The organism is Enterococcus sp. DIV0183 (genome assembly GCF_050541505.1).
GTDB lineage: Bacteria > Bacillota > Bacilli > Lactobacillales > Enterococcaceae > Enterococcus > Enterococcus faecalis.
In genome coordinates, this window is the sequence record NZ_CP172932.1 from 1400325 (window position 1) to 1422636 (window position 22312).

General features: G+C 37.5%; 22 protein-coding genes and 2 riboswitches. Of the genes, 1 reads left to right on the forward strand and 21 read right to left on the reverse strand.

Annotated elements, in window-relative coordinates:
- Positions 1–22: 22 nt before the first annotated feature.
- From IGK72_RS06905 to IGK72_RS06945, 9 genes are all read right to left on the reverse strand, one after another.
- The gene (locus IGK72_RS06905; RefSeq protein ID WP_002357504.1) at positions 23–1456 is read right to left on the reverse strand and encodes a sensor histidine kinase; all 1434 of its coding nucleotides are present in this window, start codon (positions 1454–1456) and stop codon (positions 23–25) included.
- On the reverse strand, positions 1457–2029 hold the full coding sequence (locus tag IGK72_RS06910) for an ANTAR domain-containing response regulator (protein WP_002384488.1): 573 nt from the start codon (positions 2027–2029) through the stop codon (positions 1457–1459). It abuts the gene before it with no gap.
- 27 nt (positions 2030–2056) lie between these two features.
- Entirely contained in the window at positions 2057–2404 is a 348-nt protein-coding gene (gene eutS / locus IGK72_RS06915) for an ethanolamine utilization microcompartment protein EutS (RefSeq protein ID WP_002345864.1), read from the reverse strand.
- A 159-nt stretch (positions 2405–2563) separates the two neighbouring features.
- Entirely contained in the window at positions 2564–3694 is a 1131-nt protein-coding gene (locus tag IGK72_RS06920) for a 1-propanol dehydrogenase PduQ (protein WP_002382342.1), read from the reverse strand.
- A gap of 292 nt (positions 3695–3986) precedes the next feature.
- Positions 3987–4136: riboswitch (adenosylcobalamin (AdoCbl) riboswitch) on the reverse strand.
- 44 nt (positions 4137–4180) lie between these two features.
- Positions 4181–4762 carry a cob(I)yrinic acid a,c-diamide adenosyltransferase gene (locus IGK72_RS06925; RefSeq protein WP_002408470.1) on the reverse strand — a complete coding sequence of 194 codons (582 nt, stop codon included), beginning with the start codon at positions 4760–4762 and terminating at the stop codon, positions 4181–4183.
- The gene (locus tag IGK72_RS06930) at positions 4759–5202 is read right to left on the reverse strand and encodes a EutP/PduV family microcompartment system protein (RefSeq protein ID WP_002365687.1); all 444 of its coding nucleotides are present in this window, start codon (positions 5200–5202) and stop codon (positions 4759–4761) included. Before IGK72_RS06930 ends, IGK72_RS06925 begins: the two co-directional genes overlap by 4 nt.
- Before the next feature lie 141 nt (positions 5203–5343).
- Positions 5344–6111 (reverse strand): ABC transporter ATP-binding protein, encoded by a 768-nt coding sequence (locus IGK72_RS06935; protein ID WP_002365688.1) that lies wholly within the window; start codon positions 6109–6111, stop codon positions 5344–5346.
- Entirely contained in the window at positions 6108–7115 is a 1008-nt protein-coding gene (locus tag IGK72_RS06940) for a FecCD family ABC transporter permease (protein WP_002361862.1), read from the reverse strand. Before IGK72_RS06940 ends, IGK72_RS06935 begins: the two co-directional genes overlap by 4 nt.
- Positions 7108–8136 carry an ABC transporter substrate-binding protein gene (locus tag IGK72_RS06945; RefSeq protein WP_002382345.1) on the reverse strand — a complete coding sequence of 343 codons (1029 nt, stop codon included), beginning with the start codon at positions 8134–8136 and terminating at the stop codon, positions 7108–7110. Before IGK72_RS06945 ends, IGK72_RS06940 begins: the two co-directional genes overlap by 8 nt.
- A 118-nt stretch (positions 8137–8254) precedes the next feature.
- A riboswitch (cobalamin riboswitch) is annotated at positions 8255–8414 on the reverse strand.
- A gap of 205 nt (positions 8415–8619) precedes the next feature.
- Here IGK72_RS06945 and plsY point away from each other — a divergent pair.
- Positions 8620–9249, forward strand: coding sequence for a glycerol-3-phosphate 1-O-acyltransferase PlsY (plsY, locus tag IGK72_RS06950; protein ID WP_002360243.1), 630 nt, complete (start codon positions 8620–8622; stop codon positions 9247–9249).
- Between the two features lie 41 nt (positions 9250–9290).
- Here plsY and IGK72_RS06955 read toward each other — a convergent pair whose 3' ends face one another.
- The 12 genes from IGK72_RS06955 to IGK72_RS07010 form a co-directional block, all read right to left on the reverse strand.
- Positions 9291–10166 carry an aldose 1-epimerase family protein gene (locus IGK72_RS06955; RefSeq protein WP_002363997.1) on the reverse strand — a complete coding sequence of 292 codons (876 nt, stop codon included), beginning with the start codon at positions 10164–10166 and terminating at the stop codon, positions 9291–9293.
- A gap of 33 nt (positions 10167–10199) precedes the next feature.
- Positions 10200–10982: a GTP-sensing pleiotropic transcriptional regulator CodY gene (gene codY, locus IGK72_RS06960; protein ID WP_002357492.1), complete on the reverse strand. Its 783-nt coding sequence runs from the start codon at positions 10980–10982 to the stop codon at positions 10200–10202.
- 20 nt (positions 10983–11002) lie between these two features.
- Positions 11003–12406, reverse strand: a complete 1404-nt coding sequence (gene hslU / locus IGK72_RS06965; protein ID WP_165548455.1) for an ATP-dependent protease ATPase subunit HslU — start codon at positions 12404–12406, stop codon at positions 11003–11005.
- Between the two features lie 14 nt (positions 12407–12420).
- On the reverse strand, positions 12421–12969 hold the full coding sequence (gene hslV / locus IGK72_RS06970) for an HslVU peptidase proteolytic subunit (protein WP_002357489.1): 549 nt from the start codon (positions 12967–12969) through the stop codon (positions 12421–12423).
- Between the two features lie 28 nt (positions 12970–12997).
- A complete protein-coding gene (gene xerC, locus IGK72_RS06975) occupies positions 12998–13897 on the reverse strand; it encodes a tyrosine recombinase XerC (protein WP_002357488.1) in 900 nt (299 codons plus the stop codon).
- 211 nt (positions 13898–14108) lie between these two features.
- Positions 14109–15416, reverse strand: coding sequence for an FADH(2)-oxidizing methylenetetrahydrofolate--tRNA-(uracil(54)-C(5))-methyltransferase TrmFO (gene trmFO / locus IGK72_RS06980; RefSeq protein WP_002357486.1), 1308 nt, complete (start codon positions 15414–15416; stop codon positions 14109–14111).
- Positions 15417–15523: 107 nt separating this feature from the next.
- The gene (topA, locus tag IGK72_RS06985) at positions 15524–17602 is read right to left on the reverse strand and encodes a type I DNA topoisomerase (protein ID WP_016616347.1); all 2079 of its coding nucleotides are present in this window, start codon (positions 17600–17602) and stop codon (positions 15524–15526) included.
- Positions 17603–17786: 184 nt separating this feature from the next.
- Complete coding sequence (locus IGK72_RS06990) at positions 17787–18440, reverse strand: CPBP family intramembrane glutamic endopeptidase (protein ID WP_002396303.1); 654 nt, start codon at positions 18438–18440, stop codon at positions 17787–17789.
- 90 nt (positions 18441–18530) lie between these two features.
- A complete protein-coding gene (dprA, locus tag IGK72_RS06995; RefSeq protein ID WP_002382350.1) occupies positions 18531–19394 on the reverse strand; it encodes a DNA-processing protein DprA in 864 nt (287 codons plus the stop codon).
- Between the two features lie 60 nt (positions 19395–19454).
- A complete protein-coding gene (locus tag IGK72_RS07000; protein WP_002357481.1) occupies positions 19455–20222 on the reverse strand; it encodes a ribonuclease HII in 768 nt (255 codons plus the stop codon).
- Between the two features lies 1 nt (position 20223).
- Positions 20224–21075 carry a ribosome biogenesis GTPase YlqF gene (ylqF, locus tag IGK72_RS07005; RefSeq protein WP_002357480.1) on the reverse strand — a complete coding sequence of 284 codons (852 nt, stop codon included), beginning with the start codon at positions 21073–21075 and terminating at the stop codon, positions 20224–20226.
- Between the two features lie 275 nt (positions 21076–21350).
- Positions 21351–22292 carry a 2-dehydropantoate 2-reductase gene (locus tag IGK72_RS07010; RefSeq protein ID WP_002371106.1) on the reverse strand — a complete coding sequence of 314 codons (942 nt, stop codon included), beginning with the start codon at positions 22290–22292 and terminating at the stop codon, positions 21351–21353.
- Between the last annotated feature and the right edge of the window lie 20 nt (positions 22293–22312).

The window sequence follows — 22312 nt, forward strand, 5'->3', positions numbered from 1 at the left end:
TTCTTTAAGCGCCTTTGCTTAATCAATGAACAACATCACTGGTGTTCTGTTCGAAATAGAAACAGGTTTTAGTTCCCTGTTTATTGGATTCAATTGTAATTTTTCCTTTTAGTTTATCTTTTACGTAGCTTTTGACAATCATCAAACCTAAACTGGTCTCGTTACTTTGATGAACATCATAGCCTTTACCATTATCTGTAACAGTAATGGTAATCATTTTATTATCTAATGTTCCACTAAGTTTAACAACGCCACTTGTTTGTGGCTCAAATGCATGATCAAAAATGTTTTGTAATAGTTCGTTGACAACAAGGGAAATGGTAACCATTTGTTCGCTAGAAACCATAATGGCTGGATCAACATCCATCATCATCTCAATGGGTTGTGCGCCTTGAAAAAGATGTCTAAAATTATACATCACTGCTTCCAATGTTTGCCGTAAAGCAACGTCATCTTTGACTTGTTTTGACAGCAATTCATGGGTGGCTGCAATCGCCATAATTCGATTGACACTTTCATGAAGGACTTTCTTTGCTTCGGGGCTTTGCGTTCGCCGTTCTTGAATACGCAATAAGGAAACCACCGATTGCAAGTTATTTTTAACACGATGATGAATTTCACGAATCGCAACAGATTTGGAAATAATTTCCGCTTCTTTTTCTTTAAATTCTGTATTGTCTTGAATAATCATAATCAGTTGTTCTTCTGATGCCAACCACACTTTCCGAACCTTAAAATAATAATTAAGGTAGGTCGTTTTGCTTTCAATTGGTTGATTACTCATTTTATATTTCATTTGATACAACACATATTCAAAAGTTGTATAATCGATGGACAAATTGTCATAACTCATTCCAATGATATTATCCCGATAACCAAGTTTGCGATAAAGCTCTTGTGCATTGTGATTGGTAATTAATAAGTGACCCGCCGCATCAAAAATCAAAACGGCTTCTGCCAATTGATCAATAAATAATGCGTCGACTTGACTAGTTGATTTCGCTACTTTTGCTAACTGGCAGTTATTTAGCTCCTCTTTTTGTAAGTCCGCTTGAATCTCTTCATCTGCCGCAATCTCGACAATAATGACACCAATCGTTCGATGTTCATTGCGAATGGGATAGATATTTTGCTTAATCAAACGATTTTCCTGAGTCACTGCTAACAAACCAATGCTATTTAAGCTAGTTTGCATGGTACGCAGAACACCAGGTTCATTTTTTAATAAAGCTTCCATCCCGACGACATCTCCACTATATAAAGAAGTTGTCTTCGCAGGCGGCTTATGATAAACGACTAGTGCTTGCTGTGACATTTCCTTATACACATCAATAAAAACATCTGCACTTTGATAGAGTGTCGTCGAAGAAAGATAACGTGCTGTACGTTGTAATTCTTTAATGTCTGATTCTGAAAGATTGGTATATTGGTGACATAATTGCTCTAATCGTTTCATTTATTCATCATCCATTACAATCAATTCTGCAATTTCACTCATACGTGCGCGTTTGTTCATACTTAACGTACGCAACATTTGGTAGGCTTCTTCTTCCGATATATGATTTTCTTTTACAAGAATACCTTTGGCTTTTTCGATAATTTTACGTTCTTCTAATTTTAAACTTAATTTATCGATTTGACTTAGTAACAGCTGCGTTTGTTTGCCTCGTTCAATGCTCATTTCAATTGTAGGTATTAATGATTTTTCGTCTAGAGGTTTAACTAAATAACCCAGTGCGCCTAATTTTTTAGCCTTGTCCGTATTTTGTACGTCACTGTATGCAGATAAAAAGACAATACTACTGGCTAGTTGGTCTTGAACAATTTTTTTACCTGCTTTTAGACCATCTAAAATTGGCATTTGAATGTCCATTAATACTAGGTCAGGTTGTGTTTTTTTACATACTTCAATTGCTTCAAAACCATCAGCTGCTTCACCGACTACTTCGTACCCTGCTTCTATCACAATATCACGAATATCGAGTCTCGTAATAGGTTCATCATCGACTATTACAATTCGTCCATCCATTTTCTTCACGCCCTTGTCCTTTCAACGCTATGTTCTGGTAATTTTACAAGTTACAGAAAAGTTTAAAATCTGTTGTAAACCTTCAATCACCGCTTGTAAGGCTGCTTCCACTGAGCTTACGTCACCAGAAATGACTACCGATCCAGAAAAACGATCAATAAAACCGATTTGGATATCTCCGCTTTTAGTCGCAATATCAACAGCGATAATTGCCGCTTCGCTCGGAGTGATTGTCAAAATACCTAGTGCATTGCTGGTGCCTTCTGGCAATCCTAATTTTGTATAAATTTCTTTATTAGGACTAGCAATGATGTGCGCTAACGTTACTTGTTTCCCAGGAACATATTCTTGAATCATTCGTTGTTTTTCTTCCAACCAGACTCGCTCCTTTAATTTAGCAAATAAAAAATCCTCAATAAAAAACGTAAAGGTTCCACTTTCGCTTTCTACTAAGGAGCTTCTTTGCTCTTAAATTTTGAAGCACGCCGTTGTGCTACCCACATTATATGTTATCGATTTCATCCTGTCAATCGCTTATAAGATAGAATTTAAAATTTTTGTCACTTCTGCTGCTGTTGGTTGGACAGGATTTGTTTTGGTGCAGCCATCCATCAATGCGCCTTCAGCTATTTTTGGGATTGCAGCCTGGACTTCTTCTTTTGGTAAACCATAGTCACTAAAAGTGGCAGGCATGTTTAATTTTTGACGGAGTTGCTTGATTTGTCGAATAAATTGTTGAACACCAATCCGTGCATTGGTTGTCTGTGTATCATTTAGACAATTTGCTAACTGCGCATAACGTTTAGCTGTTGGTTCGTTGGTGACTTTGCCATTCGCTAAGCCACTGTTATATGCAATGACTTCAGGTAAGAGCATTGCATTCATTCGTCCATGTGGCACATGTAAACGTGCACCGGCCGCATGAGCAATACCGTGATTCAAGCCTAACGAAGTAACATTAAACGCCATCCCTGCCATACATGAAGCTAAATGCATATTTTCACGGGCTTGTTGGTTGCTACCCTCATTAAAGGCTATTTCTAAATTGTCGAATACTAAGCGAACGACTTTTTCGCACAACGCATCTGAAATCGGATTTGCTTCTGTTGAAACATACGCTTCAATAACATGCGTTAAGACGTCCATTCCTGTATCCGCTGTGATTTTTGGTGGGACACTCATCACTAAATTTGTATCTAAAATCGCAATTTCTGGTTGAATTTCATCCGTTACAAGCGGGATTTTGGTGCCAGTTTCAGCAACCGTAATCACTGAAAAATTCGTAACTTCTGAACCAGTTCCACTAGTTGTAGGAACCGCAATAAACTCAGCAATCTGAGTTTGCAAAGTACGTTTGCCAAAAAATTTCATTGCTTTGGCCGCATCAATAGCGGATCCCCCACCTAAAGCTAATATCGTATCTCCTTGAAATGTCGCTAAATGCTTAATTCCCGCAGCAATCTTATCAATTGGTGGATCGGGGATGATATCACTAAAAATTTGCCATTCACTTTTTGTTAAATGCTTTGTCACTTCATTCACAAATCCAGAGTCAACCATGAATGGATCTGTGACAATGAAAACACGTCTATCATGAAGTGTTTCCAAATTGGCTAATGCGCCTTCTCCTACCCATAGTTCGGTAGGGAAATGAATTGTTTTCATCTCAATTCCTCCTTAATAAAATACAAAAAGACACTTCAAACAAACGAAAAATCATCTGTCTGAAGCGTCTTTGCTTCCTTATGTATACGCCATTGTACACGAAACCTTATCCATAGAGTACAACGCCTTTAATTAATTGTCAATAAAAAAAGGGAATATAGCAGTACGTCATTGTACCTGAAATCTCCTTCAACATTGAAAGACCAGCCCAAAATTCCCAAAAGCACTTCCTCGTGCCATTAATTGGATTAATACAAATATCTTGGGCTGGATTTTCAACACAAGCGTTGTTAAGAAACATCCTGTTTTGCCTCGAAACAGCATGCCCAATAATGAAAAAATGAAAAGACCTGACTTAAAAGCAACCTTGCTTCTTCACAGTGGCGGGACCGTGCCAGATTCTCACTGGCTTCCATTCATATTTTTCATAAAATATTCGTTTAATCTATCTGAAATTTACCATAAGTTTTTTAGAAAAGCAACTGTTTACAATCCATCTTCTTTAATTTTATGGAAAACCTTTTCGCTTCGTTCATAAAAAACATCAGGTCGTTGTGCTTGAACATTTAAATAGCGAGCCAACGCATAAAAATAATCTGATAAACGATTGGTAAAAATTAATACCTCTTCGTTAATTTTGGCTGTCCAATTTAAACGAACAATGATGCGTTCTGCGCGCCGTGCAATCGTCCGAGCCACATGAACCATACTGGCTGCTGAGGTTCCGCCAGGTAAAATAAAACGATCAATATCTGGTGATTGTGCAGTGTAGAAATCAATCCGCTGTTCTAGCCAATGCACACTTTCCTTTTGTAATTTAAATGGTCGTTGTGCTTCAATCGGTGTTGACAAATCTGTTCCCGCATCAAAAAGTAAATGTTGTAAAGCTTCTAGTTCTTCTTTAATTTCTTGATTTTCTTGTGGAAGTTGGCTGATAATATAGCCGACCCAAGAATTCAATTCATCAATCGTTCCATAACTTTCAACTCGATCAGAATCCTTAGCGACGGTTGAGCTGCCGACTAATTTCGTCATTCCCTTATCGCCAGTTTTTGTATAAATTTTCATTCTGCTTCATCCTCCTCTAAATAATCTACTAATTCTTGCAAGCCAATTTTTTCAACAGAAGAAATTTCAAAAATTCTTGTTGCACCCGCACTTTTTAATTGTTGCCGAACAATATCTAACTGCTGAGAATCTTGTGCTAAATCAATCTTGGTTAAAATACCAATGATTTCTTTCGGGAAAATACTACCAAATCCTGGTGAAAAAACTTGTTGTGTTTCTACAGCACTTTGAACCAAACCGATCACATCTGCTTCTGCCGCTGTGACGTTTAACGCATTATAATATTGTCGATGCAAAATAAACTCGCCTGGTGTATCAATCATTTCTGTATGAAATTCCACCGCCTGTGTTTTATCATAAATTAATTCTTTGCCTTGCAGAGCTTGACATAACGTGGTTTTGCCACAACCGATAGCTCCCATTAAAATGATTCGTTTCATCGCTACCTCCATAAAAAAGGAGCCCAAAGCAAGTACCATCACGTACTTAGTCTTGGGCTCCTTTGCCGATTTGTTAAAACACGCCATTGTGTTTCTGATTCTTTGCCTTTATCTTACCTGTTTCCAAAAAACTTGTCAAAATTATTGAATAGTTTCCCAAACTTTATGTTGTTTCTGAAAATAGGAGACAATATCTGTTTCAAAAATTGTTTGTAAAAATTCTTTGGAAGCCAACGTTTGAAAATCACCTTGCGCGGCCACTTTCCCTTGCTTCATAAACACAATTTTTTCACTTAGCGTTAACGCTAAACGGATATCATGAAACACCCCGATTAACGTTTTCCCTTCTTGCGCACTCCACTCATTTAACTGCTGAATCAATTCTTGTTGATACCGAATATCCAAATGATTATTGGGTTCATCCAATAAAATAATTTCTGGATCTTGTACAAATAATTTAGCCAAAAATACTCGTTGTTGTTGTCCTCCTGAAAGCTGATTGACAACTTTATCTTTTAAAGGCAATAAACCCGTGCGTTCTAAATAATAAAGGACTCGTTCTTTTTCTTGTTTAGAAACAATCGGTAAAAAACGTTGTGCTTGTTGTCGATACGCCCCCATCAAAACTGTTTCGTAAACCGTATAATCAAAAGCAACTGTCGTGAATTGACTCATCATCGCTACTTTCGTTGCCAATTCCTTCCGCTTTTGTCCATGAACTTCTTGACCATCAATTAAAACAGAACCACTATAAGGGACAAGTCCGGCAATCGTTTTTAAAAGTGTCGTTTTACCGCAACCATTTGGACCTAAAATACAAGTTTTACTACCTGTCGGAAAAACGAGGGAAATATCTTTTAAAATGGGGGTTTGTTGGAGCGTTACAGCTGTTTCTTTTAATTCAATCATGCAGCAACACCCCTTTTTTTAAAGTAAATATACAAGAAGAATGGCGCTCCAATCAAGGCTGTTACGGCCCCGATGGGAATTTCTCTTGGTGATAAAATCGTGCGGGCAATTGTGTCCCCTATTACCATGATGGTCCCACCTAAGATTGCTGAACCGGGAATCAGCCAGCGATGAGTCGCCCCTAGATAGCGACGGACAATATGTGGTGCTATTAAATCAACAAAACCAATCACACCGACAAATGAAACCGCACTTCCTGCTAGTAAACTAGCCAAAAGAATAATGCGTAGTTTTGCTGTTTTGACTTCTACTCCCGCTAACATCGCATGTTCTTCTCCTAAACCTAGAACATCCAATGCGTTGGCATCAAACCAAAGAAACAGACTACTGACAAGCAAGATTGGACAATAAATAGCAATTTTTTGCCAATTACTGCCAGAAAAACTACCCATTTGCCAAAAGACTAATTGTTTCAAATAATCTTGGAAAAGTGCTGTAATCAACGTCAAAATAGCACCGACAAACAAGGTCATAATCATTCCCACTAAAACAACTGTTTGATTGGACATTTGACTATCCATTGTTTGCGTAAATAACAAAACTAAAAAGACCGTTGCTAAGCCAAAGATAAAACCAGTTAAAGGCAATAAAAATGCCCCTAAGATCGAAGCAGTTACTCCAGTTACCATGATTAACGCAGCGCCTAAGGATGCTCCCGCTGATACGCCCAAAGTATACGAAGAAGCTAAAGGATTACCTAAGAGCGATTGCATCACCGTGCCACTTACTGCTAAGCCTGCGCCCACGAGATAGGCCATCACGACACGCGGTAACCGAACATTCCAGATGATTCCCTCTAAAATCCCGTCTTCTGAAACCGTCTTTTTCACTAAAATTTGAAGCAAATCCGTTAACGAAATCTGAACACTTCCAATTTTAATACCCAAAAAGAGCATGCTCATACTGATCAAGAGCATCAGTATGAGACACGTTTTTTTACTCATCTTTTAAATCCTTGTATTCCTCTGGATAAACAGCTTTTGCCATTTGTTTTAATGCTTTGGTAATGTGGTTATTTGGTAAAGAGCTAGACATGTTATCAATTTCGAAAACTTCTTTGTTTTGAACTGCTGGAACGCTTTCCCAGTTTTTACGAGCTAAAATTTCTTTGGCGGGATCTTTCATATAGTTAACATTGGTTAAAATGACTTCTGGTTTTGCAGCAATGGCCGCTTCTTCTGTCACTGGTAACCAGCCTTTTTCATTTGCCAAAACATTTTTTGCCCCAATTGTTTCAATCATTTCATTTAAAAATGTCCCATTACCAAAACTATAAATGTCTGGTAAGGCAGCCACTTCAAACAAAACAGTTTTTGGTTTTTTAATAGTTTTCCCAATTTTGGCTACTTCGTCGATTTCTTGATCCATTGTTTTGATTAACTTTTGTCCTTTTTCATGTTCAGATAAGCTATCCGCGATGAATTGGACGTCTTCTTTGATTGCTTTGATGCTTGTACTAGTGGGGATATTAACGACTGTAATTCCAGCATCTTCCACTTGTTTCCAAACACTTTCTGAGCTAGCTAAATTGATGTCATTCACATAAACAATTTGTGGTTTCAAGGCAATCAATTTTTCTGCATCGACAGCCATCATATCCATTTGTGGTAATTTTTTTAAATCAGTCATCATTGTGCTACTTTGAGTATCAACTGCGATTAATTGGTCGGTTTTACCTAAGTCTTCAATCACTTCTGTTGTTGATGGCACTAGGGAAATAATTTTGGTTGCTTCTTTGGGTAAAGTAATTTCTTTGCCGCTACGGTCTTTGGTTGGTAACGTTACTTCTGTTTTTTCAGAAGAGGTAGTTGCTTTCTTTTCCTGTTTACCACACCCTGCTAAGCCAAGTGTTGCTACTAAACCTAAAGTCATCATTGTTAAAGTAAATTTTTTCATTTTTTCATCCTCGCATTCGTCTATTTTATTTTGGGGAAAATTTTCTGAAATGAACCTCCTTTGTCTCAACGTCAAAACAATACAAAAAAACCACTTTTTTCTCCAATAGAAAAAAAGCAGTCACTTAACTATGCTAATGATATACTCAGCCAGTTATCTTCAAAGCCCCTTCTTTTTCCTACAAAAGAATGATTAGACTTATCAAGCCGGTATCCTGACTTAGCTTCTTCTTACTCCCAATCCTTCCAGAATAATCTGTGGTCTTATTGGTTTCATCCACCATACAGTAGGTAGGTCTGTAGAGGATTCGCACCTCTTTCCCTGACACTTCATAAGTACATATATATTGTATCTTCGTTGATAACTAATTTTCAAACCAGTGATTAGACGTCTTTGTCTAATGACACACATTTATTATAACGGTTATCAGCCATTTGTCAACGCTTCCTCAAGCAAAAGAAAAACTTTTCTTGTTTTAGTTATTAGACGTTGTTCCGTTTTTCTATTCATGATAAAATAAATCCTAGTTTGAATAAGAAAGAGGTTAACTTGATGAAAATCGTCATTTTGTTACTTGTTGCCTATTTATTAGGTTCGATTCCCTCAGGTGTTTGGATTGGTAAACTTTTCTTTAAAAAAGATATACGCCAATTTGGGAGTGGGAATACAGGAACAACCAATACATTTCGTGTCTTAGGGAAACCTGCCGGAATTACGGTATTATTAATGGATATCTTGAAAGGAACTTTAGCCACTTCATTACCCTATTTGTTTGGTTTACAAGGCGTGAATCCGCTCTTCTTTGGGGTAGCAGCTGTTTTAGGGCATACCTTCCCTATTTTTGCCAATTTCAAAGGTGGTAAAGCCGTAGCCACTAGCGCTGGCATGTTATTAGCATACAGCCCCACATTTTTTATTTATTCTGCTCTTATTTTTGTGATTTGTCTGTATCTAACCAGTATGGTGAGTTTAACAAGTATGATTAGCGCTGTACTAATTACACTTTCTACTATTATTTTGCCTTTCACTGTCCCAGCTATTTTACCAACATTTAACTGGTTATTAACCGTGATTGCGATTGCTTTGACTACTTTTATCTTTGTCCGTCATCGTGAAAACATTCAGCGAATTAAAAATGGAACAGAAAGTCGCCTTTCTTTTGGCTTACGTGCAAAAAAATAAAGAAAAAGGCTGTGAACAAATAATGTTCACAGCCTTTTTCTTTATTTTACACTAATCATATACTGTGTTTTAAATAGTTCGTTAGCTGGTAACTTATTGATGCCAAATTTTTCAGCAAGTTGGCCAGTTGCGTCGACAGCATCAGCAATCCCGCACCAAGGTTCGATACAGACAAAAGGCGCTTCTTTCGGTGTCGGTGACCAAATCCCCACAAAAGGCATTTCTGGATAACTCAAAGTGACTTGATGGTCACTTTCGTCTGTGGCAATCGTAATTGCTGTTTGACCTTTTGTTTCAAAAATCATTGCATCATTTTCAAATAATTGATGCGTTAAGTCAAAGCTGGTATTCGTTTGGGCTAGCGTTTTATTCGCTAAATCAATAAACGGGCCTGCTAAGGGAATTTGTGTCCGTGATTTTTTAGGTGAAAAACTTAGATAATAATCTTCAAACGTTAGTGAAGATTCTAAAGGTACATTAAAGGCTGGATGACCACCAATCCCAAAATACATCTCTTCTTTCCCTGTATTTTCTACTTGGTAGTTTACAGTCAATTCTTGGTGTTCTAATGTATAAGTAATCACTAGTTCAAAATCAAAAGGATACTTCTTCTTGGTTTCTTTTGTTGATTTTAGTGAAAAAGAAACTTCTTCTCCACCTTTTTCAATCACATCAAATACTTGATCACGAGCAAAACCATGTTGAGTTAAATGATACGCTTGATTTTGGTACATATACGTATCTTCTTTTAGACGACCAACAATCGGAAAAAGTACGGGCGCATGGCGGGCCCAAAATTCAGGATTTCCTTGCCAAATATATTCAATGCCGGTTTCTTTTGATTGTAAACTTACTAATTCTGCTCCTTCTTCAGCAAATGTTGCGATTAGAAATTCATTTTCAATTTGTACAGTCATTGCGTTGTCCTCCTAGTTGATACGAGCAATTGCTTATTTTTCCAACTCTTTAATAAATTGTTGATTTAATACTTTTAAATAAGTCCCTTTCATACCAAGAGAACGTGATTCAATAATTCCAGCTGATTCTAATTTTCTTAAGGCATTCACAATTACGGAACGAGTAATGCCTATTTCATCTGCAATACTTGAAGCAGTTAAACGACCTTCTTCGCCATCTAAGGCTTCAAAAATGGCATGGACGGCTTTTAATTCACTATAGGAAAGAGTGTTGATGGCCATTTGCACGGCAGTCGCACTGCGAACTTCTGCTTCAATTGTTCTGGATTGATGATACAAAATTTGCATGCCGACAACGGTCGCACTATATTCAGCTAACACTAAATCATCCTCGTTAAAGGATTTTTCAACACGCGCTAAAATAATCGTACCCAAGCGTTTGCCAGCACCGTACAAAGGCACAATAGTGGTTAACCCAAACGGATACAGCTCTCGTGATTCAAAAGGAAATGCAGTTAAATCACTATCTATTGGAATATTGGCTTCGGTTACTTTGAGCATATCCACGGCCTCGGTGTATCCTTGAGGAAATTTTTTCTCTTTAAACATATTTTTGATACGGGCATTATTAACATCTAATTTTTCAGTATACCCCAACAAATCCCCTGAACTGCTAATAATATACGCATTACTTTCTAAAATATCCCCTAAAATCATTGCCATTTTGTTGTACGGAAGTTCTGCTTGTACGTCAAACAGATTGTTTTTTTGCAAAAGCTCGTTCACTTGACGTGTTTTTTCTAATAATGTAGCCATCTTTTCTCCTCCAGCCTTTTTTATAAGATGTAACGACTTAAATCTTCATTTTGAACAATGTCATTCAATTTTTCATTGACATATGCTTCGGTAATCGTAATTTCACCCATTTGCATATCTGGTGCTTCATATAATAAATCTTCTAATAAACGTTCTAAAATTGTGTGTAAACGACGCGCCCCAATATTATCTGTATCACGGTTTACATCATAAGCGATGTGTGCTAACCGTTCAATTGCTTCTTTTGTAAAGATGACTGAAACATTTTCTGTGCCAATTAATGCTACATATTGTTTAATTAAAGCATTGTTTGGCTCAGTTAAGATACTTACGAAGTCATCCGCCGTTAAATCATCTAATTCAACTCGAATTGGGAAGCGGCCTTGTAATTCTGGAATCAAGTCACTTGGTTTTGACAAGTGGAAAGCACCTGAAGCGATAAATAAAATGTGATCCGTTTGTAAAGGACCATACTTCGTGTTAACTTGAGAGCCTTCAACAATCGGCAAAATGTCTCTTTGTACTCCTTCACGAGAGACTTCGCCCGAATTTTGTTGACTTTTAGAGGTGATTTTATCAATCTCATCGATAAAAATAATTCCGCTTGATTCAGCTAAACGAATAGCTTCACTATGGATATCAGCGTCATTGACAATTTTTGCTGATTCTTCTTTCACTAATAATTCTTGTGCTTCTTTCACCGTTACAGTACGTTCGATTTTTTTCTTTGGTGACAGAGCGCCTAACGTTTCATTTAAGTCGATACCCATTTGTTCTAGGCCATTGTTCATAGCTGGCATCGTTTTCTTCGGTTCTTCAATTTCAATTGTTACTTCACGATTATCTAATAGACCTTTTTCCAGCTGTTCCAAAATTGTTCGGCGATTCGTTCGAATATCTTCCGTTACTTCTTCTTGTCCTTCTTGCTGTTGCTGAGCCATGTTAAACATGTTCATCATTTGTTCAAATTGATTACCGCCAGCCTGTTTTTGTTCTTTTTTAATTCCAGGCACTAATACTTTGACTAAACGTTGATTGGCCTTTTTTAACGCTTGCGCATACACGCGACTGTATTGTTGTTTTTCAACAATTTGGATCGCATTTTCTACTAAATCCCGAACCATTGATTCGACATCCCGACCGACATAGCCTACTTCTGTAAATTTGGTTGCTTCAACTTTTACAAAAGGCGCATTGACAATTTTTGCGAGACGACGAGCAATCTCAGTTTTACCAACACCTGTTGGTCCAATCATTAGTAAGTTTTTAGGCGTAATATCTTGTTGCATATTTTCTTCTAATTGCAAGCGACGATAGCGGTTACGTAAAGCTACCGCCACTGATTTTTTGGCAGCTTGCTGTCCAACAATATATTGATCTAGTTCTTTGACTATTTCTTTTGGTGTTTTGTTTAATTCATTCATGGATTTTCCCTCGCTTATAATTCTTCTACAATGATATTATGATTCGTAAATACACAGATATCTGCAGCAATATTTAAGGCATTTTTAGCAATCTCTTTCGCTGGCATTTCTTTATCGCCAAAGTTTTTCATGGCTCTTGCAGCGGACAAAGCAAAATTACCGCCTGAACCAATTGCTAAAATACCATCGTCTGGTGTGATGACTTCCCCAGTTCCTGAAACTAAGAGCATTTCTTCCTTATTCATCACAATCAGCATAGCTTCTAATTTTTGCATAGACTGTTGTGTACGCCACTCTTGGGCTAACTCAACCGCAGCTCTCGTTAAGTTTCCGTTGTATTCATTTAATTTTCCTTCAAACTTTTCTTCTAATGTAAAGGCATCTGCCACACTTCCTGCAAAACCGACAACGACTTCATCATTGTAAATACGGCGCACTTTTTTGGCCGTACCTTTCATAACGACAGATTCGCCCATTGTTACTTGACCATCACCAGCCATTGCAAATTTTCCATCTTTTTCGACTGCACAAATTGTTGTAGAGTGAAATTGTGATTCAACCATTATTGTTCCTCCTAGACGTTTACCTCCATTATGCACGAGGATGAAACGTTCGATAATTTTTTTGTAAACTTTCTTTTGTCACATGCGCATATATCTGAGTTGTTGATAAATTAGCATGTCCTAATAATTCTTGAACTGTCCGCATATCGGCGCCATTATTTAATAAGTGTGTCGCAAATGTATGGCGTAACATGTGGGGATGAATTTCCGCATTTAATGAACTTTTTTTAATTAGTTGGTTTAAGACATATTCAATCCCTGTTGGCGTGATTTGTTCACCATGATGATTAACAAAGACATACGGATGTTTTTTTTGATATTTTGTCATTAATAGCGCGCGGCCATTCTCTAAGTAATCCTTTAAGGCGTCTTGTGCAAATGAACCAAAAGGCACATAACGGTCTTTATTTCCTTTTCCGTGAACCAATAAAACAGAAGCTTGAAAGTCAACTGCGTCCACCGTTAAGTTCGCACATTCACTGACCCGAATACCAGTCCCATACAGAACTTCTAGTAATGCTTGATTTCTCAAATCAAGCGGTTGCTCCCCTTGTGCGCTCTCAAATAATGCATCCATTTCTTTTTCATAAAAAAAACGGGGCAACCGTAACTGTTTCTTTTTCATATGAACATAGGAAAAAGGATTTTCTTGGATTGCTTCATTTTTTAATAAGAATTGATAAAAAGAACGCAAACTGGCAATTTTTCGACTAATCGAATTACGGCTATATTCCTGATCGTATAATTCGCTCAAATAAGCCCGAACATCCAAATGTTCCACAGTCAAATAATTGTCATTACCTGAAGTCTTTAAAAACGAAAAAAAATGTTGTATATCTTCTTGATATGCTTTTTTTGTTTTTTCTGAATAGCCTCTTTCGACAATAAGATAACGAGCAAATAACTCAGGCCAATTCTTTTCTTCCATGTGATAGCCCTCCTCATTCGATTACAAAGTAACTTTAGCATAACCTTTTTCAAAAGACAATTAAGTTGTCAGAATTTAATCAATATTTCTAAATATGTTCACAATTTTAACTATTCTTTAGCTTTTGTTATTTTTTTCTAAAAATTAAAAGACTGAGTATCATCGCATTTCTTAGCAATGATGCTCAGTCTTTTCTCATATTTTTTCTAATTTAGTCTAAAGATTGGATAACTTGAGCTTGGACATCTAAGGCCCGATTAGCAATTGCTTCATAGCGTTCTTTTTTGTCACGAATTCGTTCAGGTAACTCTGGGAAAAGCCCAAAGTTTGCATTCATTGGTTGGAAATGTTTGCCTTCTGCATGTGTAATATAATAAGCCATACTTCCTAAAGTCGTTTCGCGAGGGAATTCAATCGGCTCTTCCCCTTTGGCAAGACGAGCTGCGTTAATACCTGCGAGTAAACCACTTGCCGCGCTTTCAACATATCCTTCAACACCAGTCATTTGTCCAGCAAAAAACAGATCGTCACGTTTTTTTGATTGGTAGGTTGGTTTTAGCAACTCTGGAGAATTCATAAAACTATTACGGTGCATGACGCCATAGCGAACAAATTCAGCATTTTCTAATCCCGGAATCATACGGAATACTCGTTTTTGTTCACCCCATTTTAAATGCGTTTGGAAACCAACAATATTGTATAAAGAAGCTGCAGCATTGTCTTGACGTAATTGAATTACAGCATAAGGGCGTTTACCTGTTTTAGGGTCTTCTAGTCCGACAGGTTTCATTGGGCCAAACAACATGGTTTTAATGCCACGTTGCGCCATTACTTCGATGGGCATACAGCCTTCGAAAAACTTCTCTTTTTCAAACGTGCGTAAAGGAACCACTTCTGCATTGACTAGTGCTTCATGAAAAGCATTGAACTCTTCTTCAGTCATCGGACAATTTAAGTAAGCCGCTTCCCCCTTGTTATAACGAGATTTTAAATAAACTTTATCCATGTCAATTGTTGATTTATCAATAATTGGTGCTGCTGCATCGTAAAAATAAAAGCCTTCAGAACCATTAAATTCTTGAATTTTTTGAGATAAGCTTTCAGAGGTTAAGGGCCCCGTTGCAATAATTACAATCCCTTCCGGAATATCAGTGATCTCTTCATTTTTGATTGTAATTAATGGATGACTTTTAATTTTTTCAGTGATTGTTTCAGAAAAAGAATCACGGTCAACTGCTAAGGCACCGCCAGCTGGTACGGCGGTTTGATCTGCACTACCAATAATGATTGAATTTAAACGGCGCATTTCTTCTTTCAAAACACCTACCGCATTGGTTAAACTATTTCCACGTAATGAATTAGAACAAACTAACTCTGCAAAATTTTCTGTTTGATGCGCTGGTGTCTTTTTGACAGGGCGCATTTCATATAAATCAACTGGTACCCCAGCATTGGCCACTTGCCATGCCGCTTCACTTCCGGCTAAACCGGCACCAATAATTGTGACTTTTTTTGTCATGTATAAAAATTCCTTTCTATGTCAAGAAGTTAAGAGCTGTCTCTTACAAACTCAATTCATTTTACTAAAAGAGAAGACCGAAGTAAATTCTTCGGTCTCAATTTTTCTTATTTTTGGACGTTTTCTTCATAATCGCCATTGATACAAACGACTTGTTTGCCGCCTTTAACTTTTTTCTCTACTAAATATTGCCCACATTTTGGACATGGTCGGCCTACTGGTTTGTCCCAAGAAGTGAAGTCACACTCTGGGTACCGACTACAGCCATAGAAAATCCGATTTTTCTTTGATTTGCGTTCGATAACTTGTCCTTCGTGACACACAGGACACGTCACGCCAATTTCTTTAACGATCGCTTTTGTATTCCGACAATCTGGGAAATTACTACATGCATAAAATTTTCCGTAGCGACCCAGTTTAATCACCATTGGATGTCCACATAGTTCGCAGTCAAAGCCTGCTGGTTCATCTTTAATTTGGATTTTTTCAATCTTTTCTTCGGCATTTTTTAATTCTTTTTCGAAGGGCTTGTAGAAACGATCGACAACTTCAACCCATTTTTCTTGGCCTTCACCGACTTTATCTAAGTCCGTTTCCATTGTCGCTGTAAAATGTGTATCGACAATTTGTGGGAAAAACTCTGAAACTAGGGAATTCACAATTTCACCTAATTCCGTTGGTTCAAACCGTTTATTGGTTAGCTTCACGTAATAACGCCGTTGAATGGTTTCTAATGTTGGCGCATACGTTGATGGTCGGCCCACACCATTTTCTTCTAAAGTCCGGATTAACGTGGCTTCACTAAAACGAGCCGGTGGTTGAGTAAAGTGTTGTTTCGGTTCGATATCGACCGATTTAACAACGTCACCTTCCACTAATTCAGGTAAAATATTTTCCTTGTCTTCTTTACCATCATCGCGTCCTTCAACATATACTTGCATAAACCCTTTAAATTTCACTTTGGAGCCATTGGCAATAAACGTTACGCCGTTTTGTTGAAGCGTGACCTTCATGGTATCTAAAATCGCTGGTGTCATTTGACTAGCAACAAAGCGCGACCAAATAAGAGTATATAATTTTAATTGATCTTTATCTAAATACTTCTTCATTTCATCAGGTGTTCTTAAAACGCTTGACGGACGAACCGCTTCATGGGCATCTTGTGCACCTTGCGTATTTTTTGCTTTGCGGCCGCCATGTGCTGAGAACTCATCTCCGTAGGTCTTTTCAATGAATTCAGCAGCTTCTGCTTTGGCAGAATCGGCAATTCTGGTTGAGTCTGTACGCATGTAGGTAATCAGCCCCACAGTGCCTTGTTTACCTAAAGCAATTCCCTCATACAATTGTTGCGCAACCATCATGGTTTTACGGGTACGGAAATTTAATTTACGTGCCGCTTCTTGTTGTAAACTACTGGTTGTAAAAGGTAATGCAGGATTACGTTTCCGTTCTTTTTTCTCAACTTTTGTAACATCGTAATCTTTACCGTCAATTCGAGAAGTGATTTCTTTCACCGCTTCTGCATTTGGTAATTTTTTCTTTTTACCATCTACGCCCCAGAAATTTGCTTTGAATTTCTTGCGACCTTTTTGGAAATTCCCATCAATGCTCCAATATTCTTCAGGTTTAAATTCTCGAATTTCATTTTCTCGATCAATAATCATTTTTAAAGCAACAGATTGCACACGACCAGCACTCAAACCTTTTTTTACTTTACGCCATAAAATAGGACTAATCGAGTATCCAACTAAACGGTCTAAAATGCGCCGTGCTTGTTGTGCATCAACTAAATCAACGTTGATGGTTCTAGGTTCTTTAAATGCCGCTTTTACCGCTTCTTTAGTGATCTCATTGAATACCACACGGTTTTTATCTTTTAAATCAAGGCCAAGAAGATAAGCTAAATGCCAAGCAATTGCTTCACCTTCTCGGTCCGGATCGGCTGCGAGATAGACTTTTTCAGCTTTTTTTGCAGCCGCTTTTAAACTTTTGATGACATCGCCTTTTCCGCGAATCGAAATATAATGAGGTTCATAATTATTTTCAATATCAATCCCCATTTTACTTTTTGGTAAATCGCGAATGTGACCAACACTGGCAACCACCTTGTAGTTTCTTCCTAGATATTTTTCAATTGTTTTGGCTTTGGCAGGTGATTCTACAATCACGAGATACTTATAGGCCATTCAATTAGCTCCTTTCGCGTTCGCTTTCCTACTATATAATATATGTAAAAAACGCACAAATCGTAATACATCATATGCTATATAGAACAGGTTTGTCAAGACTAGGCTTTCTAACATTTCTGTCATTTCTGTTTGACTGTCCGAATTTATAAATAAAAAATGCCTATGATTTATAGATTTTATCCTAAAGCATTAAAATACCCAAAACATTCCAAATAAAATGAGTCAAGACAGCAGCTTCAAAGCGACCCGTGCGTAGATAGACCCAACTTAACGCTAAACCCATGCCCCAATAAATAATAAAACTACCTATATCTGTGGGCGTGTGCACAAGTGCAAATAAAATAGAAGAAACGAGTATGCCTATTTTTGAAGCTGGCTTGAAAAACGCTTGAATCCCGACACGAAAAATTCCCTCTTCGAAAATTGGCCCAATCACACCTGCAAAAATAAGTATAAGCCCTTTAGGAATAGATTGGACAATTTCTTCAACACTTTGTTGGTTAGAGGTCGTCTCTAATCCTTCCAGACGTAATAAGAAATCACCAAATATTCCCACACAAAAGATTATCACCAAACCTAACAAGACCACTGGCAAGGTTTCTTTGATTCCTAAAAAAGTCCAAGTTATGAGCTTTTTCTTTTTCAAAAAAGCAACAAATAGATAGACGAAATAGGCACCAAGTCCAACAGCCACTAATCCACTAACAAAGCGAAACCAAAAATTTTCTGTAGAAAATTGAACAACTGAGACCATCATCAAAGGAATTTGATCCAAAATCAAAAAGCCCAGTAGCTGCATACCAAACAACCATCTTTTTCTAACAACCGTTTCCATTTAGACACTCCTAACTACCAACCAAAAGATTAAAATCTGATTAAATAGTACCGAAGTGAACGTAGGTTGTCAATTCACAATTAGTAAAAGTCACAATTCTTCACAAATATCATCAATTGTCTGAACACATTTAGCGCCGTCCTGAATTAATTCATGGCAGCCTGTTGAAAAAGACTGGAAAATACTTCCCGGTACGGCAAATACCTCGCGCCCGTAATCCATCGCCGCTTGTGCAGTAATTAAAGAGCCACTATTCTTACGAGCTTCCATCACGCAGACCCCTAAAGATAATCCAGCAATAATGCGATTACGTGCAGGAAAATGATATTTTTTCGGCCCACTCCCATTCACATATTCTGTTAAAACAAGCTGATTCTGCTTCATAGTTTGCTGTAATTCTTTCTTTTCATACGGATAATATACATCTAATCCAGTGCCTAAAATTCCAATTGTCTGACCCCCGTTCTGGATGGCCATCTCATGGCTACGACTATCAATGCCTTTGGCAAGACCACTGACGATTGTGAATCCTTCTTTGACTATTTTAGGAACCAGAGCTTCAGTCACTCTTAACCCATACGAAGTGGCATAGCGAGCGCCGACGATGCCAATTTTCCTTCTACTTAACAATTGTAAATTTCCTCTATAAAAAAGAATTGCTGGTGGATTATAAATTTCTCGTAATAATTTAGGATAGACGGCATCTAAAATTGTCATAAATTGGTGTTGGCATTGTCGTATATATAACGCTTCACTATGAATCGTATGGTGTAACCAAGATTGTTCAAATAATTCACGATATTTCTTGATTTCAGCAATTCTAATAATTTCTGTACTGGAAAAATCAACACGCTTTTGTGCGATAGCTTCTTGTAACACTTTTAAGATCCCTAAATTGCCAATTCCTTGGCATACCGCTAATTTAAATAATAATTGTCGTTGTAAAATTTCCAACAAAAAACACCTCTTTCACATCTTCTTAAAATAAGAATACGTAAAAAAAGTGTTTTATTTTTAAATCATATCTTTTATTGGCGCAAACGTACGTCGATGAATGGGTGTTACACCGTATTTTTCTAACCCGAGAAGATGTTCTTTTGTTCCATAACCTGCATTGTTTTTAAATCCATATCCAGGATATAATTCATCATATTCTTCCATTAATCGATCTCTTGTTACTTTTGCAATAATACTGGCTGCTGCAATCGAAATGGAGCGCGCATCCCCTTTAATCAAACTTTCTTGTGGTTGGGGAACGTCTAACTGCATTGCATCAATTAATAAATAATCTGGTGCAAAAGCTAAATCGTCAATTGCCATTTTCATCGCTTGTTTAGTTGCTTGATAAATATTAATTTGATCAATGACTCCTTGATCAGCGATACCTAACCCGATAGCGACAGCCTGTTCTTGAATCTGGTTATATAACGTTTCCCGTTTTTTAGCAGATAGTTTTTTTGAATCATTTAAACCTAATAATTGACAATCTTTCGGTAAAATAACTGCAGCTGTCACAACAGGGCCAGCTAATGGTCCGCGGCCTACTTCATCAATTCCTGCAATTAAACGATGGCCTTTTTTATAGGCCGCTTCCTCAAATTGACTCATTTCTTTAAAAAGTTGCCACTCTTTTTCTTTGGCTAACTGGCGACGTTCCCATTGTTTGATCGCTTGTTGCACTCCTGAACGTTCATCTTCTCGCCAGCTTGCTAATCGTTCATCGGTTGCATCAGTGACAGTTAACAACGCTTCTTTGATTGCCTGAATCGACTCTTTTGCCATGTTATTCGTCTCCTAGTTCTTCCCAGCGGTCCAAAGTATACGTACCTAATTTTCCACTGCGAATTTCTAAAATAATCATTTCGCTGGCTCGATTATAATCATCTCTAAAACCACGTTTTTGGCTAATTAACATCAATTGTTCTGGGGCAGGTAAAAATAGCTCTTCCTCTGTTAAACCATATCGTTCCGTCAAACGTTGCGGATAAAAACGTGCAAAAAATTCTAATCCATAAATCGCCAAATCATCTAGATGCAATAATTGATCTTTTATAGCGCCAGTTAAAGCTAATTTTTTTCCAATTTCTTCATCTTCAAATTTTGGCCAGAGAATCCCTGGTGTATCCAGTAATTCCAATTGGGAACCAGAGCGTAACCATTGTTGTCCTTTTGTCACGCCTGGCTTGTTCCCAGTTTGCGCAATTTTTTTTCCGACTAAACGATTCATTAAGGTTGACTTACCAACGTTGGGAATCCCAATACACATGGCGCGAATCGCACGCGGTTTCAAGCCTTTCGCCTGTTCACGAGCCAATTTTTCTTTTAACGCTTCCTTGGCTGCTGGCACAATTTTATTGATTCCTTTATTTTGTTGGGCATTGATGACTAGGGTTTGGTATCCTTTCTTTTGAAAGTAATGTTGCCATTTTTTATTTTGGTCGTTATCTGCTAAGTCCCCTTTATTTAAAAGGACTAATCGTGGTTTTTGTTGGACAATTTGGTCCATCATTGGGTTACGGGAAGAAAGCGGTAACCGCGCATCAACTAGTTCAAATACAATATCGACATATTTGATTTTTTCAGAAACTTCTCTTCTTGCTTTGGCCATATGGCCGGGAAACCATTGAATGGTCATAATCTGTTCAAATCCCTTCTTTAACACATTGTTTCTTTGATTCAATTCTTCAACGAGTCCTGTGTTCCGCGTAGATTCTTGCGAAAAAACACCTTCTCTAGTTTAACATATTTTTCACGGATTTGATTTATTTTCTGTAGTGTTCTTTAAAAAACAAAAAAGCTGAGCCAAACTCACTTTGGATTTTGTCTCAGCCTTGTACACTGGCAAAGTATAGAAAGAAGTAGGTCAAGCTCTTCTCAAGACCGACTCAAGAATATTTCTGTTTTTACTTGTTATTTAGCATGAAGTAAATTTTCTTTACAATGAATTAACTCTGTTAAAAACTGACAGTACGGTGTAGCAATCCCATAGACTTTCCCTTTGCGAACAATTGCTCCATTGATATAATCAATTTCGGTTAAACGATGATTGGTTATTAAGTCCTGATACATCGATGGATGGTGCAAACCAATTGTTTCTCGATTATAACACGAGCGGATTTGTTGAAGAACTGCTTGTTTATCTAACGTAACTTGTTCCACTTCAGCGACTGCTAAAAATTCATTAACTATTTGTTGAACAATTTGATCTGCTTGCTCTGTTTCGCCAAAGTCTGCCATATTACAATCCAACAAAGTACATAAACCATTCATTGTTCCATTCACACAGGCCTTCTTATAAATGGATGATAAAATATTCTCAGAATAACGTGCATTTAAGCCAGCGTTATTTAATACCTTAATGACTGCTTCTGCTGCTTGTTCACTTTGCGCTCCTAAATTTTGTAAATCAATCGAACCATTGCCAAATAATTTTACTTTGCCAGGTCCTTCTAACCCAGCGGTCCACATTGTGTTTCCTAATAAAATATTTTCGTATGGCACGTATTTTTTGATAATATCTTCGTGCCCAATTCCATTTAACAAGCATAAAACTTTCGTATTTTTATTAAGGAAATGTTCTAATGCTTCAAGCATTCCTGCCAGTTGCATTGCTTTTGTAAATAGGATAACTAAGTCTGCTGTAAAATCGATGCTTGCTACTTCTGTCTGAGGATAAATAGGAATTTTAGCGGTCATCACTTCGCCATTAAAATCAGCAACTAACCCGTTTTTTCTTATTGCTTCAATATGTTCTGGCCAACCATCAACAAAAATAACGTCATTTCCTGCTTGATGTAACATTAGTCCAAAGCGACTGCCCATAGCGCCAGCACCTGCGATAATAATCTTCATTTCTTTTCCTCCGTTCAATT